18 protein-coding genes are annotated in these 17,878 nt (G+C 68.3%); 2 read left to right on the forward strand and 16 right to left on the reverse strand.

Annotated elements, in window-relative coordinates; all coding sequences use genetic code 11:
- Nucleotides 1–102: 102 nt before the first annotated feature.
- The 4 genes from ACZ6IE_RS12195 to ACZ6IE_RS12210 form a co-directional block, all read right to left on the reverse strand.
- Nucleotides 103–336, reverse strand: a complete 234-nt coding sequence (locus tag ACZ6IE_RS12195) for a hypothetical protein (protein ID WP_077054994.1) — start codon at nt 334–336, stop codon at nt 103–105.
- Entirely contained in the window at nt 333–1,502 is a 1,170-nt protein-coding gene (locus tag ACZ6IE_RS12200; RefSeq protein WP_464608162.1) for an anion permease, read from the reverse strand. The genes ACZ6IE_RS12195 and ACZ6IE_RS12200 overlap by 4 nt, the downstream gene beginning before the upstream one ends.
- Nucleotides 1,503–1,701: 199 nt before the next feature.
- Nucleotides 1,702–2,193, reverse strand: coding sequence for an SRPBCC family protein (locus ACZ6IE_RS12205; RefSeq protein WP_464608163.1), 492 nt, complete (start codon nt 2,191–2,193; stop codon nt 1,702–1,704).
- Nucleotides 2,194–2,212: 19 nt separating this feature from the next.
- Complete coding sequence (locus ACZ6IE_RS12210) at nt 2,213–2,566, reverse strand: ArsR/SmtB family transcription factor (RefSeq protein ID WP_464608164.1); 354 nt, start codon at nt 2,564–2,566, stop codon at nt 2,213–2,215.
- A gap of 125 nt (nt 2,567–2,691) precedes the next feature.
- Between ACZ6IE_RS12210 and ACZ6IE_RS12215 the strand changes: the two genes are divergently transcribed.
- Together ACZ6IE_RS12215 and ACZ6IE_RS12220 are read left to right on the forward strand one after the other, a co-directional pair.
- Nucleotides 2,692–2,907 carry a hypothetical protein gene (locus ACZ6IE_RS12215; RefSeq protein WP_464608165.1) on the forward strand — a complete coding sequence of 72 codons (216 nt, stop codon included), beginning with the start codon at nt 2,692–2,694 and terminating at the stop codon, nt 2,905–2,907.
- Nucleotides 2,908–3,149: 242 nt separating this feature from the next.
- On the forward strand, nt 3,150–3,344 hold the full coding sequence (locus ACZ6IE_RS12220; RefSeq protein ID WP_077054989.1) for a DUF3073 domain-containing protein: 195 nt from the start codon (nt 3,150–3,152) through the stop codon (nt 3,342–3,344).
- A gap of 211 nt (nt 3,345–3,555) precedes the next feature.
- On the opposite strand, the gene ACZ6IE_RS12225 is transcribed toward ACZ6IE_RS12220, so the two are convergent.
- The 12 genes from ACZ6IE_RS12225 to ACZ6IE_RS12280 form a co-directional block, all read right to left on the reverse strand.
- Nucleotides 3,556–3,909 (reverse strand): TIGR02611 family protein, encoded by a 354-nt coding sequence (locus tag ACZ6IE_RS12225; RefSeq protein ID WP_464608166.1) that lies wholly within the window; start codon nt 3,907–3,909, stop codon nt 3,556–3,558.
- A gap of 200 nt (nt 3,910–4,109) precedes the next feature.
- Nucleotides 4,110–5,567 carry an amidophosphoribosyltransferase gene (purF, locus tag ACZ6IE_RS12230; protein ID WP_077054988.1) on the reverse strand — a complete coding sequence of 486 codons (1,458 nt, stop codon included), beginning with the start codon at nt 5,565–5,567 and terminating at the stop codon, nt 4,110–4,112.
- A 52-nt stretch (nt 5,568–5,619) separates the two neighbouring features.
- Nucleotides 5,620–6,762 carry a phosphoribosylformylglycinamidine cyclo-ligase gene (gene purM / locus ACZ6IE_RS12235; RefSeq protein ID WP_445996473.1) on the reverse strand — a complete coding sequence of 381 codons (1,143 nt, stop codon included), beginning with the start codon at nt 6,760–6,762 and terminating at the stop codon, nt 5,620–5,622.
- A 14-nt stretch (nt 6,763–6,776) separates the two neighbouring features.
- Nucleotides 6,777–7,205, reverse strand: coding sequence for a hypothetical protein (locus ACZ6IE_RS12240; protein ID WP_464608167.1), 429 nt, complete (start codon nt 7,203–7,205; stop codon nt 6,777–6,779).
- Nucleotides 7,206–7,363: 158 nt separating this feature from the next.
- On the reverse strand, nt 7,364–8,053 hold the full coding sequence (locus ACZ6IE_RS12245) for a hypothetical protein (protein ID WP_464607172.1): 690 nt from the start codon (nt 8,051–8,053) through the stop codon (nt 7,364–7,366).
- A 233-nt stretch (nt 8,054–8,286) separates the two neighbouring features.
- On the reverse strand, nt 8,287–8,907 hold the full coding sequence (locus ACZ6IE_RS12250) for a hypothetical protein (RefSeq protein ID WP_464608168.1): 621 nt from the start codon (nt 8,905–8,907) through the stop codon (nt 8,287–8,289).
- Between the two features lie 92 nt (nt 8,908–8,999).
- Nucleotides 9,000–9,131, reverse strand: a complete 132-nt coding sequence (locus ACZ6IE_RS12255; RefSeq protein ID WP_268794198.1) for a hypothetical protein — start codon at nt 9,129–9,131, stop codon at nt 9,000–9,002.
- On the reverse strand, nt 9,128–11,776 hold the full coding sequence (locus ACZ6IE_RS12260; RefSeq protein ID WP_464608169.1) for a lamin tail domain-containing protein: 2,649 nt from the start codon (nt 11,774–11,776) through the stop codon (nt 9,128–9,130). Before ACZ6IE_RS12260 ends, ACZ6IE_RS12255 begins: the two co-directional genes overlap by 4 nt.
- A 191-nt stretch (nt 11,777–11,967) precedes the next feature.
- Nucleotides 11,968–12,297, reverse strand: coding sequence for a DUF7882 family protein (locus ACZ6IE_RS12265; RefSeq protein WP_464608170.1), 330 nt, complete (start codon nt 12,295–12,297; stop codon nt 11,968–11,970).
- A 103-nt stretch (nt 12,298–12,400) separates the two neighbouring features.
- Complete coding sequence (locus ACZ6IE_RS12270; RefSeq protein WP_464608171.1) at nt 12,401–13,381, reverse strand: cation diffusion facilitator family transporter; 981 nt, start codon at nt 13,379–13,381, stop codon at nt 12,401–12,403.
- Between the two features lie 2 nt (nt 13,382–13,383).
- Entirely contained in the window at nt 13,384–13,863 is a 480-nt protein-coding gene (locus ACZ6IE_RS12275) for a transporter substrate-binding domain-containing protein (protein WP_464608172.1), read from the reverse strand.
- A 199-nt stretch (nt 13,864–14,062) separates the two neighbouring features.
- Complete coding sequence (locus ACZ6IE_RS12280) at nt 14,063–17,818, reverse strand: HtaA domain-containing protein (RefSeq protein WP_464608173.1); 3,756 nt, start codon at nt 17,816–17,818, stop codon at nt 14,063–14,065.
- Between the last annotated feature and the right edge of the window lie 60 nt (nt 17,819–17,878).

Raw genomic sequence — 17,878 nt, forward strand, 5'->3', positions numbered from 1 at the left:
CATGAACGCCTCATGAATGTCTATTGGCTCGACGAAGCAGGCCAACCTGAAACCAAGGAAACTCATGCAGCCGAGGAGGTGGTAGGCCACTCTCACCGCCGGCTAGTGGAACTGAGGGATGATCAGGTAGAGGCCGTAGAGGACCGCAGCCACTCCGACCGCGAAGCAGGCGTAGGCGCCCACGGTGGCGGCGGGCGGCCGGTGACCGACGTCGCCGCCGGCCGCGAGCAGGCGCAGGGCCGTGGCGAACGACGAGACGATGACGGCCGTGGCGACGAGCGCCACCACGAAGACGAGGGCGAAAGCGCCCCAGTCGATGCCCAGGAAGTTCGTCATGCTGAGGCCCCTGCTTTCTCGGTGGGTGCGGCGGGATCGGCGTCACCGGCGGCGGATGAGTCGTCGTTCACGTTTTCGTGCGTGACCGGGTGGCGGCGCGACAGCACGTAGAACGTGAGGCCGCCGGCAACGGCGAGCACCGCCACGACGATGAGTCCGAACGTGCTCTGCGAGGCCGCCCAGGCCGCAAGCCCGCCGACGATGGCAGCCGCCGGCAGCGTGAAGGCCCAGGCGATGGCGATCTTGCCGACCACGTTCCAGTGCACCGATGCGAGCTTCTTGCCGAGCCCGGCGCCCACGATCGAACCCGACGTGACCTGCGTGGTCGACAGCGCGAAACCCAGGTGGGACGACACGAGGATGGTGGCCGCCGAACTGGTCTCGGCGGCGAACCCCTGCGGCGACGTGATGTCGGTGATGCGTTTGCCCACCGTGCGGATGATGCGCCATCCGCCCAGGTAAGTGCCAAGAGCGATAGCCAAACCGCACGCGGCGATCACCCAGAACTGAGGGCCCGTGCCGCTCTGCTGGTAGCCGGCCGCGATGAACGTGAGCGTGATGACACCCATGGTCTTCTGCGCGTCGTTCGTGCCGTGGGCGAGCGAGACGAGCGATGCCGAAATGGTCTGCCCGTGCCGGAAACCGGCCTCCGACCCGCGGATGCTCGCGTTCTTCGTGATCTTGTAAGCGAGGTAGGTGGCGAGCAGGGCGATGGCCCCGGCCACGAGCGGCGAGATGAGCGCGGGCAGCAGCACCTTCGAGACGACCGCGCCGAAGTTGACGGCGTCGAAGCCGGCCCCGACGATCGCGGCGCCGATGAGGCCGCCGAAGAGCGCGTGCGTCGAGCTGGAGGGCAGGCCGAGGTACCACGTGGCGACGTTCCAGAGCACGGCTCCGACGAGCCCCGCGAAGATCATGACGGGCGTGATCGCCACGCCGCCATCCCCCTCGTTGATAATGCCGCCCGAGATCGTTTTGGCGACCTCGGTGCTGAGGAACGCGCCGACCAGGTTGAGCACCGCCGAGATCGTGACGGCCACTCGCGGTTTGAGCGCCCCCGTCGCGACCGAGGTGGCCATGGCGTTGGCGGTGTCGTGGAACCCGTTCGTGAAGTCGAACACCAGGGCGATGGCGACGACCAGCATGACGGTGACGAGGACATCCATCGAGACGCTCCTTCCCCTGCGGCGACGGACCGCGGGCGGCGGCTCGCTGCCGCACCCAGACAGTCAAGTCCTGCGTCTCGCCCGCGTCATCCCAACGGCAGGTGAACATCGGATGTCGCGCCCCGCCCATCGCCGCCGCTGCCCGAGCTGCCCGAGCCCCGGCACCATTGCCGCCGGCCCGGGCCCGCCACCCGGGTCGCTACCCCGCCGGGTCGAGGAGCGCGTCGATCTGCGTGAATGCCTGGCTCATGCCCTCCTCCATGCCCATCTTCACCATCTCCTCCATCTGTTCGAGGCTCTCGAAACGGCTGAGGATGCTCATACGCGTGCGGCTTCCCGCCTCGGTGATCGTGACGACGGCGCGTGTGGAACCGAGCGACTCGACCGGGTCGCCGTTCTCGTCGGCGAAGCCATCCTCGAATTCGAAGCGCGTGGGAGGATCGACCGCCACGACGCGCCACCAGCCGCGGGCCTTCTCACCGTCGGGGCCGGTCATGTAATACGCCGCCGCACCATCGGGGTGCAGCTCGAGCTTCTCGAACGTGGCCGGCCAGGTGGGCGGACCCCACCACCGCTCGAGCTTGCGCGGGTTCTGCCAGATCTGCCAGACCTGATCGGCCGAGGCGTCGAACTCCGCGGCGATCTCGAGCGTGAGGTTCTCGAGATCTTTCTCGACCGTGACGTTGCTCATGATGAGGTTCCTTTCTAGATCATTCGGTGCTGGTGCCAGGTTCTTCGGCGAGCAGGTCGTGGATGCGTGCGAAGCGCTGACGCCAGAGGTCTTCGTAGGCCGCGAGCAACTCATTGGCTCGGCGCACGGTGTCGACGTTGCCGCGCACGATCTGTTGGCGCCCGCGACGCTCCTTCGAGACGAGGGCCGCCTGTTCGAGGACTGCGACATGCTTCTGAACGGCCGCGAACGACATGTCATAGCGGTCAGCCAATTCGGTGACCGAGAACTCGCCATCCATGACACGCGTGACGATGTCCCGCCGCGTCGCGTCGGCAAGCGCGTGGAAGAGGCGATCGACCTGATCGTCGCTCAGCGAGTTCGGGGATGTCATTTGTGCAACCATTTGGTTGTACGTTACGCCGCTCGGCCACGAAAGGGAAGACCGAGCCGGCTCCGTCACCGAATGTTCATCGCGACCCGCTCGACATCGGGCACTCGGGCATCCAAGCTGGTGCCGTGGACGCAACACGCACCCCGCAGCACCGACGTCTCTCGGCCTGGACCGTGGCCGCTCTCGCGAGCTTCGCGCTGGCGGCGACATTCTTCGCCCTCGGGGCGGGCCTCTGGGTGTCGGGTCAAGACGTCGGTTTCATCGGCATCCTCTTTGCGCTGTTCTGGTTCACGCTCGCGATCGGGCTGGACGTCGTGTCCCGCCGACAGAGGTCCCGATAGCGTCCCACTCGAACGAACGAACGGATGCCGCGGCACGCGACCTCCGAGCTGCGGTATCGTGGCTCTCGGAGTCGGCGCCGAGACTGCGCCACCACTCCTGCATACCGGCTGGGACTCGTCTCCGCCGGGCGTTAGCATTCACGCCACATGATAAGCTGGCGTTTAGTCTTTATCGTTCCCTGGTTGGTGAAACCTCCGGGCGGCACCATCCGTTCGGCAACTGATTCGTGAGGGGGTCTCGCATGGGGCGCGGCCGTCAAAAGGCAAAGCACACGAAGATCGCACGTGAGCTCAAGTCCTTCAGTCCTGATGTCAACTATGACGCTCTCGAGAGAGAGCTCACAGGGCACCCATCCGACGAATACAACGACGAACTGTCGAAGTGGTCGGAGTACGTCGGCGACGACGTCAACCGCGACGAACCCAAGCGCGCGTAGAGCACCGCTCCGCCGCCCGTTCGCTGCGCACTCCGCACACGCAACAACCTCGAAACGGCCGCTCCACCACCACGGTGAGCGGCCGTTTCGCATGATCGGCGACGAGAACGTCAGCGCCAGAGCGAACGTTACGTCGCCGTCGGAGCGCTAGAAACACTGCGAATCTCGCGGCAGCCCGGAGAGCTGTGAGACGTCAGAAGCGAGGCTGGAACTAGGCCGCGGCGCCGGCGCGCTTGCGGGCGCGGCGGGCGTTGTACCAGGCCCAGAACCGGGCGAGCTGGCGTTTGACGAACGCGGCGACCTTCTTGGCCCACGCGAATTCGGTGCCGAGGATGGCGAAACCGAGGAAGACGACGAGCCAGCCGGGGCCGGGCAGCGGAACCATGATGAGGCCGACGACGACGACCGTGCCGCCGATGAGGGCCACGGCCACACGATAGGCGGCACGCGCCCACGGCCATTTGTCGAGGTGCGCTCGCAGCGCGCGCAAGAACTGGCGCAACGGCTGGCGCGGGTTCTCGCCGATCGCGATCTCCCTGCTCATCTGCTGCTGCCGCTCGTCCATAGCCCCAAACTAACGGATGCTCGAGCCACAGTCACGGGCAACCCCGAGCCTCCCAGGCCATCCGCCGGTGTCGCTCAGCTACCGCACCGGTTCACGCCACACTGAGGCAGCCAGACCGGCGCGCGATGGACGCCCGACACCGCGACACAGCGACACAGCGAGAGGCGAGACCAGCGACCCAATCCGCGCCCCGCCGCAACCTAGGACAGCTGCGTGCGCTCGACCCAGTCGAGGTATTCGGGGGTCACGGTGCCCGTGACGTATTCGCCCGTGAAGCAGCTCATCTCGAGCTCGGTGAGCGACGAACCCTCGAGGATGGCGCTCTTCATATCGGCCACCTCCTGGTAGATGAGGTTGTCGGCGCCGAGTTCGCGGGCGATCTCGGGGATCTTCTTGCCGTGGGCGATCAGCTCGCCGCGCGACGGCATGTTGATGCCGTAGACGTGCGGGTAGCGCACGGGGGGCGCGGCCGACGTGAACGTGACCTTGTTGGCCCCGGCCGCGCGGGCCATGTCGACGATCTCTTTCGACGTGGTGCCGCGCACGATCGAGTCGTCGACGATGAGGATGTTCTTGCCCTTGAACTCGCTTCCCATGGCGTTGAGCTTCTGGCGCACGCTCTTCTTGCGCTGCGCCTGCCCGGGCATGATGAAGGTGCGGCCCACGTAGCGGTTCTTGTAGAAGCCCTCGCGGTATTCGACGCCGAGCTTCTGCGCCACCTGCATGGCGGCGGGTCGGGCCGAATCGGGGATGGGCATGACCACGTCGATGTCACCCATCGGCGTGTATTCAGCGATGGTGTCGGCGAGACGGTTGCCGAGACGCAGACGCGCCTCATAAACCGAGATTCCGTTCATGATGGAGTCGGGGCGGGCCAGGTAGACGTATTCGAACGAGCACGGCACGAGGCGCGGGTTCTTGGCGCACTGACGCGAGTAGAGCTCACCGCTGATGGTGATGAAGACGGCCTCGCCGGGCGCCACCTCGCGCACCATCTCGTAGCCGGCCGATTCGAGCACGAGCGATTCGGAGGCGACGATGTATTCGTAGCCGACCATGCCGACGGCGCGACGGCCGAGCACGAGCGGGCGGATGCCGTAGGGGTCACGGAACGCGAGCAGACCCTGCCCGGCGATCATCGAGATGACGGCGTAGGAACCCTCGACGCGCTCGTGCACCTGCTCGACGGCCGCGAAGATCTGGTCGGGGTCGAGCTCGAGGCCGGACACCTGGCCCTGCAGCTCGGTGGCGAGCACGTTGAGCAGCATCTCGGTGTCGCTCGTGGAGTTCACGTGGCGACGGTCGACGTGGAAGAGGTCATCCGCCAGCTCGCGCGTGTTCGTCAGGTTGCCGTTGTGCACGAGGACGATGCCGTAGGGGGCGTTCACGTAGAACGGCTGCGCCTCCTGCTCGTTGGCCGCGTCACCCTTGGTGGCGTAGCGCACGTGGCCGAGACCCATGGTGCCGAGGAGCGAGCGCATGTCGCGCGTGCGGAACGCCTCGCGCACCTGCCCCTTCGCCTTGACCATGTGCACGGTGCGGCCGTCGACGGTGGCGATACCCGTCGAGTCCTGGCCGCGGTGCTGCAGAAGGAGAAGGCTGTCGTAGACCTGCTGGTTGACCGGCTCGGTTGAGACGATGCCGACGATTCCGCACATGCTTAGTGAGCTCCGGGGTGCTGAGAGGTGAGGGAGGAACAGGAAGAAATCATCAGGAGGCGTATGAGCCGACGAGACGCACGGCGCCTCCGTCGACACCCTTGGCGCCCTGCTCGAAGCCGGCGAGGTCGCGCTCGCCCATGTGGATGGTGCCGACAGGCCACGTGGGGATGCCGGTGTTGGTGAGGTGTGTGGCAATGGCTGCGGCATCCGCTGCACTGACGACCGCGAAGAAGCCGATGCTGAGGTTCCAGGTGCCCTCGGCGCTCTCGAGCGTGGTGCCCGCGAGGTCGCTCAGGATGCGGAACACGGGGGCCGGCGACCAGGTGCTGCGGTCGACCTCGACCCACGAGCCGACGGGCAGCACGCGCGCGAGGTTGGCCGCGATGCCGCCGCCCGTGACGTGCGAGAGCGAGTGGATGCTGCGCCCCAGCGTCTCGTCGGCCAGCAGGTCGACGAGCGGCGACGTGTAGAGCCGCGTGGGCTCGAGCAGGGCCTCGCCCACCATGCCGCCGAAGTCGTCGGAGTGGTCGGTGAAGCCGATGCCACGCTGGGCCAAGATGTGGCGCACGAGCGAGAAACCGTTGGAGTGGAGGCCCGAGGACTCGAGCGCGAGCACGACGTCGCCGTCGGCCACGAGGTGGGCGCCGCGCACGTCGTCGGCCTCGACCACACCCGTTGCCGCGCCGGCGACGTCGTAGTCGTCGGGGCCCAGAAGGCCGGGGTGCTCGGCGGTCTCGCCGCCGACGAGGGCCGTGCGGGTGTCGGAGCAGGCGCGCGCGATGCCGGCGACGATATCGGCGATGCGCGCGGGCACGACCTTGCCGCAGGCGATGTAGTCGGTCATGAAGAGCGGCTTTGCGCCCACGACCACGATGTCGTCGACGACCATGCCGACGAGGTCTTGGCCGATGGTGTCGTGCTTGTCGATGGCCTGCGCGATGGCGACCTTCGTGCCCACACCGTCGGTCGACGTGGCGAGCAGCGGCTTGGACATGCCCACGAGGGCGGATGCATCGAAGAGCCCGGCGAAACCGCCCACCCCACCCTGCACCTCGGGCCCGTGCGTTTTCTGCACAGCGGCCTTCATCAGCTCGACGGCCAGGTCACCCGCTGCGGTGTCGACCCCGGCCTCCCGGTAGCTGGCCGACCCCGTTGGGTCTGCCGCGGTTGCGGGGGCGGTGCTGTTCGACACGGAAGAGTTCATGCTCAGGCGTTGCCCTCGGGTTCGTGGGGAGGAATGCGTGCACCCAGTTTATCTGCTCGGGCGCGCATCTCACGACGGCCGACTGTGCGTTCGAGCAGGATGGCGACGAGGCTCAGCAGCGCGATGCCGATGACGCCGCACACCAGCAGCAGGAATCCGAAGACCTGGATGCGCGAGTAGTCGGGGTTCTCGGGGAAGACGAGCGTGAGCACGAAGGCGACGATGGCGCCGAGCAGGGCCCCGAGCAGGATGAAGTTCAGGTAGCGCGGCGACCGGCGGATGACGATCTCTTCGTCGGCGTCTTCGAGGGTCTCGACGAAATCGGGCTCGGGCTGCGGCGCGGGCGCCTGTGCGGGTGCGGGCTGCGCGGCGGGGGCCGGCTGCGGTTGCGCGTCGCCCTGCGGGTCCCGGTCTCCGGGGGAAATGCTCATGGTTCTATTGTCGCGCACTTTGGGGAGTCACACGCCGAGCGGATGCCGGGGCACACGCCGAAGGGCCCGACATCCGAAGATGTCGGGCCCTTCTCGTCGTTTCTCAGCGGGTGAGAAGCGGCGACCCCAAACTGGTGCGTGTTACAGGTGGAGCTGGATTACTTGGTGGCGACGGTGATCTTGGCGACACCGACGAGCATTCCGCCGGCGACCTTGTCGGTGCCGAAGGTCTCGTTCAGAAGCGCAGCAGCGTCATCAGAGATGTGGACCGTGGTGCCCTCGAGGATCGCGTTGTCGCCATCCATCTGGAGCGGCTTCAGGGTGCCACCGTGCAGGTCGAACAGGACGGCGTCTTCAACAGCGACGGTTCCATCGACGGACACGTCACCCATGAGCTTCGAGGTGCCCGGGTCGATCACGAAGTTGCTGAGCTCGACGACCTTCGCGCCGGCGGTCAACGACAGGCCGGAACCCTCGTGGTCGATGGTGCCCTGAACGTAGGGACGGTAGTCCTCTTCGGGGTCGTAGTAGTCGACGTTGCCACCCGTGATCGGGAACGAGAACGTGCCATCGGTGAACGTGGCCGTTCCGACGGTGCCGGGAGTCAGACCCAGCGAGGTCAGAGCATCGACGAACGACGCGTCGACGGCGACCTGCGTGTCGACACCCTTCGAGAGGTCGGGGATCGACGCAACCGGAGTGGGCGTCGCGTCAGCCGACGACGAGGAGCTGGAAGAAGGCGAAGAGCTGGACTCGGTGGTCGTGCCACCGGTCGAGCAAGCGGCCAGAGAGAAAGCGAGAGCGCCAGCAGCAGCAACTCCGAGTGTGGTCTTCATGTACTTACGCATGGTGTCAATCCTTTGTTCGTGTGTGGGGCGGATGTCCCGGTGGATCGTGCTCGGTGATGTCAGGGGTTCGGGACCCTGCCCGAAAAGGATTGGTGTCGTGACCTTTCCGTTATATTCCGCCCCGCTAACTCTCAGGAATGGGGGTGACCGGGCACACGAAAAGGCCGCGAATCCGGGGATTCGCGGCCTTTCGCCGTGCGGGCTGTGTTGCGTCGGTCGGCTGTCGGCTGAGGTCAGCTCCAGGTCCAGGAGGCCAGGATCGACTCCGAGATCTCGACGGCCTCGGTGTCGGCGACATCGGTGCCGAAGGAGAACGTGACGATGTAGGTCTGGTCGTCGTTCGTGCCGTAGTACTGGTGGATGCGGTAGGTGGCGCCGCTCGCTGTCATGCCGGCGCTGATGTGGGCGGACTCCTTGCCGCCGAACATGATGCGGGGCTCGACCGTGACGTCGGTGGCTCCGGCGGCCTCGAGCTCCTTGGCGGCCATGCTCTCGACCTGGTCGGGAGTCAGGGCGCCCGCGGGGCTGAGGATGACGTTGACGTTGTTGGCGAAGTCGGTCGTGGTGGTGACATCCGCCGCTGCCGTGTCGGTCCCGGGGGCGATCGACTTGTCCTGCAGCTCCCAGCCTTCGGGAACGTTGTAGGTGTAGCCGTCGCCCGTGATCAGGGCGCCGGCTGCGGGGGCGACATCGAGTTCGTTCGACTCGGAGGTGGGCGTCGACGAGGGGCTTTCGCTCGTGGAGGACTCGGCGGCGGGCGAGGAGTCGTCGTTCGACGGGGTGGAGCATCCCACGACGCCGAAAGCGAGCGTGAGTGCAAGGGCGGACACGGTGAGGGCGGGAGTTCGGCGCATGGCTCCGAGCGTAGTGGCACGGCACACACCACTAAAGATGCATTGTGCGAGCCGGTGGCGCGTGATAGCGCTCGGAGCCGCCGACATCCCGTCTACCAGTCGTACTCGGCCTGGACCTCGCGCTCGTCGGCGTACTCGGTGAGCACCGTCAGACCGGACGTCAGGGTGAGCGCGACGAGCGTCGCCAGCGTGGCCGTGATCGAGCCGAACTTCTTGAGCGTCATGAGGCGTCATCTTTTCGTTCGGGGGCGGATGTCGGGGCCGTTTCGCCTGCCGCGGTCGAGCGTGAACGGCGCGCGCGGGCGATGACGAAGACCGCGATGCCCGCGAGCAGCAGGACGGCCGCGGCGCCGATGGCCATGAGCGGGGTGGCACCGGTCGACGCGAGGGCTGAGGCATCCGACGGGCGGGCCGGAGCCGTGCCCGGCGTGCCCGCAGGGTCGGAGCCGCCCGGCGTTGCCGAGGGCGCAGGGGTCGGGGCGGGCGACGGCACGGGAGCCGGGGCGACCGCGTCGGCCAGGCAGGCGATCGTTCCCTGGCGGAGAGAGTGGCCGTCGGTGCCGTTATCGTCCGACCAGATGGCCGGCTTCAGGCCGTCGGTGCACTGCGCGTTCGGCGCGATGGCGAAACCCTCGTTGTTGACGTTGGGCATGCCGGTCGGGCGTTCGAGAACGGCCGTGACGGCGAAGCGGCCGGGCGCGGCGGCAGGCGCGGCGGCAGCAGCGGTGGGGGCCGCCGCAGCAGCGGCACCAACCGGCTTCTGCGCGACGCTCAGGAGCGCCGAGCGGCCTTCGCACGTGTCGTCGCAGACGGCCCAGAGCAGGTCGGTCGCGGGGTCGTATTCGAGTTCCATGATCGACGGGAAGCCGCTCGTGATTGTCGCCACACGGTTTACAGCGCCTGAGTTCTGGTCGAGGGCGTAGGCGTAGATGCTGCCGTTCGCTTCGAGGCCCACGAAGAAGAGCCCATCGCCGTGGTTGGGGTAGCTGGCCGGGTTATAGGCGGCGCCCGTGCGCTCGTCGACGAAGCCCTGAGCGACGAGGTCGGCGTCCGGGATCCAGGTGATGCCCTCGAGGCCGGCGTTGGCGCCGATGGTGGGCACGTCGGTGGCGAGGTCGGCGGCGAGGTTCCATTCGCGCGTGGCCGAGAGTGCGGCATCCGTCGTGGTCACGTCGTATCGGATGATCGAGGGGCGGCCGATCTTGGAGTCGGCGTTGTTGCGCTCGGTCGAGACGAAGATGCCGGCCGACGGGCCCGCGGCGGTGAACGTGACGCCCTCGGCATCCACATCGCCTGTGCCGTCGGCGTAGTGCAGGAGTTTGCCGTTCGACCAGCCCGCGTCGGTCGAGGGGGCCCAGCCGGTGGCGGAGGCGTCGAGGCGGTACAGGGTTCCGGGGCCGTTCTTCACAGCCCAGAGGGTGTCGGCGTCGGAGGGGTCGGCGGTCTGCTCGAACGCGAGGCCGCTGAGGTTGGTGCCGAACAGGTTGGCCGGGTCGACCGTGTCGACGGTCTGCTCGCCGGCCCACGGGAGCGTGGCGATGTCGCCGCCGCCCGTGCCGCCGTCGTCTCCCCCGCCGGTGCCGTCGCACACGTTCGGGGCGCCCTTGGTGGAAGACGTCGTCGCGGCGAAGGGGCCCGTCGCGTCGGGGCAGCGGCCGAGCGTGAGGGCGGCGTGGCTGGTCCAGGAGTGCTGGTCGACCAGCGTGACGCCGTCGGGCGCGAAGAGGCGCACGGAGTCGGCCGAGCCGAGACCGTAACCGAGCGTCGATTCCTCGACGATGAAGAAGGCCCCGGGGGCGACGGTCGAGCCGGCGGGCAGGACCGTGACGTGGTCGTCGGCGCTGTCCTTGACGATCCAGCCGCTCAGGTCGATGGCCGCGGCCGTGGGGTTGAAGAGTTCGACCCAGTCGCCGGGCGTTCCGCCGTTCGACTCGATCTCGTTGATGCGCACACCGGCGCCGGCGACGGGGGCACACGCGTTGGCGGCGCCGCGCGTGGGGGCCGTGGTCAGGGCGAAGGCGCCCGTGCCGTCGGCGCAGCGGCCGTAGGTGGTGGCGGCGTGGGCGGTCCAGGAGTAGCTGTCGATGAGGGTCGAGCCGTCGGCGGCGAAGAGGCGGGCCGCGTCGGCGCCACCCAGTCCGAAGGTCACCTCGGGGTCGCCAACGGCGAGGAAGCCGCGCGCGGGGATGGTGCTGCCGGCCGGGAGGACGTAGGCGTGGGTGTCGTCGTCGTCGCGCAGGACGAGGCCCGAGGCATCCACGGCGGTCGTGCCGATGTTGGTGAATTCGACCCAGTCGCCGGGGGTGCCGCCCGAGGATTCGACCTCGTTGATGCGCACGACGTCGGCGGGGTCGACGACGCAGGCGTTCGGGGCGCCCTTGGTCGGCGCGGCCGTGAGGGTGAAGGCACCGGTGCCGTCGGCGCAGCGGCCGTAGGTGGTGGCGGCGTGGGCGGTCCAGGAGTAGCTGTCGACGAGCGTGGTGCCGTCGGGCGCGAAGAGGCGGGCCGAGTCGGCCTTGCCGAGGCCGTAGCTCATGGCCGGCTGGTCGAAGACGAAGAATGCTCCGGGAGCAAGGATGGTGCCGGCGGGCAGCGCGTCGGTGCGGGTGTCGGTGTCGTCCTTGACGATCCAGCCCGAGATGTCGACGGGCGCCGTGCCGATGTTGGTGAGCTCGACCCAGTCGGTGGGCGAGGCATCCGATTCGACCTCATTGATGCGGATGGAGGCGGCGGCATCGGCTGCGATCGGGGCGGCCGCTGCATCGGCAGCACTGGCCGGGGCGGCGAGCGCGGCCGGGGCGAGCAGGGCGGCGGCGAGCGGCAGGGCGAGCGTGAGCGCACCCCACGAGGACCGAGAAAGTGAGCGCACGGGCAAGCCTTTCGGGCGAAGAACGAGGGATTCTTCGATCGTGGCGGTGCTGGGCGAACCGCAGGTGAACGGCAGGCGAATCGCGGGCGTCGCCTCGATGAGGCTCGGCAAGCGAGCGAACCCGCCGGACGCGAACGAGCGCGAACGGCGGGCGGTCGGATCAGGTCGGATCTGGCCGGATCAGGTCGGACCTATTTACTGGCGGGTTCGGAGATGAGACGCAGGCCCCCCGTGCGGTTGGCGACCTCGAGCAGGGCTTCGACCCACGCCTTGTTGAGGGGGCCGGACGGGTGGCGGTCGTAGCTGAAGTACAGGGAGGCGGCGCTCGAGAGCCACACGGTGCCATACCGTCCCTCCTCGCCGTCGAGCGCGACGTCTTCACCGACGAGGGGTTCGTCGCCCCAGCTGAAGGTGAAGCGCTCGTCGCGGCGCAGCTTGGTGAAGATGGCGACCTGCAGGTGGCGGAGGCCGCGGTCGTCGATTTCGATAGCGGGGGCAATCCCGTAGATGAGTTTTCCCATGGTGCTACATCCCTTGTTGGAGCGCGTCAGGCATTTCTGACTTGGGGGGACAGTATCAGGCGGGAAGTGCGCAGATGAATCGCAATCGGGTGCGGGATCGCAATCAGACGAAGTCGGGCAGTTTCGACACCGGCACGATCACAACGTCCTGCACCTTCCAGTCGACGGCAGCACAGCCGTCGCGCGCCTCCTCGAGGGCTTCGAGAGAGGGCAGGCGGCGTTTGCGCGGCACGACGAACGCCTCGATATGGAAGACGTGGCCCTCGTCGCGCGTGCGGCATCCGGCCTCGGCCACCCAGTCGAGGCCGCGCAGATAGTCTTCGACCTCCGCCGCCACCGGGTGAGGTTTCTTCTCGTCGAACGTCGTGGCGCGTTCATCCATCAAATCGAGCACCGCCGACTTCAGGTTGCGCACGCCGTCGGACAGGATGCTGCCCGCGATGAACAACGCTGCGGTCGAGTCGAGCCACCACAGCCCGAGGCCGATGCCCGAGACGCCGACGATCGACCCCACGGCCGTCATCCAGTCGGCCTTGTTCATGTCGGCATCGGCGTAGAGCACCTTGTCGTGCAATTCGCGAGCGAGCTTCATTTTGGCGCGGCCGATGAAGACGGGTGGCAGCGCCGTGAGCGCCATGACGCCGATCATGAGCCAGCCGAGCCAGATGACGTTTCCGAAAAGGTCGACCGTGCCGATGGTCGGATGCTCGCCCGAGATCAGGCCGATGGCCGAATCGATGATGAGGTAGGTGCCCATGGTGGTGAGGGCGACGGCCGCGACGAGGTGACCGACCCCGACCGAGCGGTAGTAGCCATACGGATGCCGGCGCGTGGGGGCCAGGCGGTTCACGCGGATCGCGACGAGGAACGCGATGGGCGGGATGAAGGAGAGTAGGTCCTCGATCCACGCCGTCTTCATGGCCTGCGAGTTGCCGAGCACGAGGAAGACGAGGGACACCGTGACGGCCAGGAAGCCGATCGTGATCCATTCGAGGCGGATGGCTCGGCGCAGCACCTCGGTCTGGCGCTCGGGCAACTCGGTGTGGCCGAGCCGCACGGGGGTCTGTGACGATGAACGGGCCACGGTCAGCCTTCCGTCCGTGTGTAGTCGCTGAGGAAACGTTCGAGTTCGCTGAGGAACGCGTTCTCGCCGAGTTGCACGAGCATGACGTGCTTCTCCGTGCGGCCGTCCTCGCCCGGGTGCTCGGCGTAGGGGCGGCTGACGCCCGCCTTGTCGACCCAGGGGGTGTCGTCGGTGATGCCCGCTATGAGCAGGTCGATCTCATCGTTCTCGAGCTTCTTGACGAGGGCCTGCTCGGATCCGATGGTCCAGTCCACGTCGGCGTCGAGGGTAGCGGCGAAGGCGCGCACGGCCTCGGGTTCGCTGCCGCTCACGTCATCCCCGTTTACCACCGTGTAGTCGTCGTTGGGTGAGACGCCGACCCGCAACTCGCCGCCGCGCACACTGTCCAGCGTGCCATCGGGGTCGGAGGGCACGATGATGCCGCAGCCGCTCATCAGTGCGACGAGCGAGCCGGTAACCACGATCGATGCCCACTTTTTCACGGCACCAGTTTAGGAACGGCGGCGGATATTCGGCAGGCTCGCGCCCGAAAAGGGGCGGGGGTGGACAGGAATCGGATGTCGGAGTAGCGCGCTCGATGAACTCCGAAACGTGCGCGGCACCAGAATCGCCCCCGGCGCGTGGGCACCGGGGGCGATCTGGCGGGGGCCGCGTTTGGGGCACGGCCCTCGCGGCGTGAGGCTAGGCCAGGGGGCCGGGCGTCACGTCGTTCGAGGCGGGGCCGGAGCCGGGGCCGGAGCCGGAGCCTGTTGCCGCAGCGGCGGATGCAGCCCGGCGACGGGCGACCACGAGCCATACGAGCGCCAGGGCCGCGAGCAGCACGAACGCGGCGACGATGGTCCAGACGATCCACGAGGTGTCGCCCGTGGATGCGGCCGGCGCGGCGAGCTCGGCCTGGGTATCGGTCGTCGTCACCTCGGCCTCCTCCTCAGCAGCCGGGGCCGCGGCGACGCCGCAGTCGGCGGGCAGCGGAACCGTGAAGGCGACCGGGTCGAGTTCCTCGCCGGCGGCGTAGGTGCCGAACGCGGCGGCCCCTTCGTCGGTGAGGACCGCGGCGATGTCGGCACCCGTGACGCTGCCGGCAACCTGGTTCACCGTGCCCGACGCGAGGTCGAGTTTCGCGAACCGGATGGCGGAGTCGGCGATGGCCTGACCGTCCTGCGTCGTGCCCGAGACGTCGAGCAGGATGTAGGCCGTGGTGTCGTCGACGAACTCGATCTGAGGGTTCGTCAGGGTCGTGTTCAGGGCGCCGTCGTGACCCGTGAACCGGATGCTGCCGCCGAAGGACACCACACCCGAGGACTCTTCGGGGTTGTAGGAGCCCTTTCCACCCGTGAACCCGAACGTCGGGTAGGTGTAGGTGGCGCCGTCGGCGAGCTCCCACCCACCGCGGGCGATGCCCTCGATGTAGTTGCGGAACGACTCCTTGAAGCCCCAGTCGAGTGTGGCGTTCTCGACCAGGCACGACCCCGCCGCGAGCGTCGTGACCTCGGGCAGCTCGAAAACGACACCCTTGCTGATCGACCCCTGGAACGTGAGTGTGTGCTCACCGGGTTCGAGCGTGGCGGGCAGCTTGCCCGTCCAGGTGACGACACCGGATGCGTCGGCGCTGAGCCCCGAGGCGAGCACGGTGGGCGTCGAGTAGACGACCACGCGGATGTTCTTCTCGCCGGGCTGGAAGCCGTCGGCCGAGACCGTGACCTCGTCGCCCGCGATGAGCTTTGCTCGCGTCTCATCGGTCAGGACGATACCCGTGCTCGCGGGTGCGGTGGCCGGCAGGCGAGGCGTCGTCGAGGCCGAGGCGGCGGCACCGGATGCCTGAGCCACCGTTCCCGCAGAGCCGGCCGGAGCAGCCCCCGCCACACCGATCGTGAAGGTGAGCGGATCACCCGTCGCATAGCGGCCCTGGAAGACCTCGGAACCCGCGGCCGTGAAGGTGACGGGCGCATTGCGGTAGGTGACCGAGTTGCCTGTCGTGGAGCGCGCGGCGGACTGCAGGTCGAGCGTGGCCAGCGTGGTCGGCGTGCCGTTGACGGTCGCCGACAGTGTGCCGGCGGTGGCCGAGGTGACCTGGATCTGCGGGTTGGCGAGCGTGACGTCTAGCGCCCCGCCGTGGCCCGTGAAGCGGACGGCACCCGAATAGCCGGCGGAACCGGTGTTGGTCGCGAGATCGAACGAACCGTTCGACTGGCCGAACTGGAAGGCGCCGCCGGAGCTCGTGGCACCGCCAGAGACCTGGATGGAACCCTTGGCGATCGGGCCCGTGATGTAGGCGCGGAAGCTCGAGACGACACCCCAGCTGAGCGAGCCGGCCCGCGTCGGGTCACTGACGGGCGCCGTGGGCGTGGTCGGAGATGTCGGGGGTGTGGGAGGAGTGGGCGGCTGGGGCGGGATGATCGACGACACCGAGATCGTCACACGATTCGAGGTGCTGGGTTCGAGACCCGTCGACGGGTTCGGCAGGAAACGCGCCGTGATCGAGTGGACACCGGCGGAGAGCGTCGAGGTCGAGAAGGACCCCGAGCCCGCGCGGACGGGCACGTCGCTCGCGAGGACGGTGAAGCCATCCAGCAGGGTGACGGTGCCGTCGACGGCGGGGCTCACCGTGAGGTCGAAGCGCACCGATTCGCCTACCGAGATACTCGTCGCCGAGGCGGCGAGCGTCGTGCTGGTGGATTTCGCGGGCTGCGGCACGAGCGTGAGCGGCTGGAACGTGTCGAGCGAACGGTTCGTGACCGACAACCCGTGCGCGGCGCTCGTCGCGACCTGATAGTCGACGCCGTAGGCCAGCGCGCCGGCCGGGATCTTGATCGTGAGCGTGAAGGCGCCGTCGACGATCTGGCGCGGCATGACCCAGTTGGTCGACAGCCAGCCGTCGGCGATGAGCGGGCCGTTGCCCGACCAGATCGCGCGGTCACCGAGCAACACATAGGCGCCGTTGGCGGCCGCCTCGCCCGTGAATCCGGTTCCCTTCACCGTGAAGGTGTTCTCGACGGCGGGGTCGATGGCGGATGCGGGCGTGACCGTGATCTTCGGCTGCGCGACGGGCACGGGCTGGCGGATGGCCAGGCCCGCGAAGGAGTCGAGTGTGCGGTTGGTCACGGACAAACCGTGAGCGGCGCTCGTGGCAACGTGGTAGTCCTTCGACGGGTCGAACGTGCCCGCCGGAATCTTGAGGGTGACGGTGAATTTTCCGTCGACGATCTGGCGCGGCATCACCCAGGAGAGCGCGGCCCAGCCGGACGAGGGCAGGGGGCCTTCGCCCGCCCATTTCGCTTTCTCACCGAGCACGACGTAGGCGCCGTTGACGGCGGCGTCGCCGACGAAACCGCTGCCCGTCACCGTGAAGGTGTTCTCGACGGCGGGGTCGATATCGGATGCGGGCGTGACCGTGATCTTCGGGTCGGCGACGGGCGTGGGCTGACGAATGCTCAGGTCGGCGAACGAGTCGAGCGACCGGTTCGTGACCGACAGGCCGTGCGCGGCGGACGTGCCCACGTGATAGGCCTTCGACGGGTCGAATGTGCCAGCCGGGATGGTGAGAGTCGTGGTGAATTTTCCATCGACGATCTGGCGCGGCATGACCCAGCCGAGTCCAGCCCAACCGGTTGCCGGCAGGGCGCCCTCGCCGGACCACTTGGCCTTCTCGCCGAGGACGACATAGGCACCACTGGCGGCACCGGGGCCGACGAAGCCCGTGCCCGTGATGGTGAACGTGTTCGCCACGGCCGGGTCGATATCGGATGCCGGCGTGACGGTGATCTTCGGGTCGGCGACGGGCGCGGGCTGGCGGATGCCGATGGCCGCGAAGGCGTCGAGCGAGCGGTTGGTGACCGACAGGCCGTGCGCGGCCGACGTGCCCACGTGATAGGCCTTCGACGGGTCGAACGTGCCGGCCGGGATCGTGAGCGTCGTGGTGAATTTTCCGTCGACGATCTGGCGCGGCATCACCCAGGAGAGTGCCGCCCAGCCCTCGGCGGGGAGGGGGCCTTCGCCCGCCCACTTGGCCTTCTCGCCGAGGACGACGTAGGCGCCGTTGACGGCGGCGTCGCCCACGTAGCCCGTGCCCGTGACGGTGAAGGTGTTCGAGACGGCGGGGTCGACATCCGTCGCGGGCGTCACCGTCAGAACAGGCGCGGCGACAGCGGCGGCAGCCTGGGGCGCGGCGGTGGGTGCTGCGGCAGGAGCGTCCACGGCAGGAGCGTCCACGGCAGGAGCGTCGGATGACGCGGCACCGGCTGCCGGGCTTTCGGCCGCGGGGTTTGCGGCCGTCGCGGCCGCGGTCGAGGAATCGGGGGCGAGCGCCTCGGCCGTCGCGGCCGTCGCCCCGGCGAACGAACCGCCGACGATGAGCAGCGCCGCGGTGAGGCTGGCGAGGGCGGCGCGCAGGGGGCGCCGCGTGCGCGGCCCGGGCTGTGCGGAGGGGTGTGTTGTCACGGGTGTGTGCTCCTGATGGCATACCTGTTGACGGTCCGAGAAGGGGTCGGACCGCTGGTG

It is taken from the genome of Okibacterium sp. AC114, from assembly GCF_979253355.1.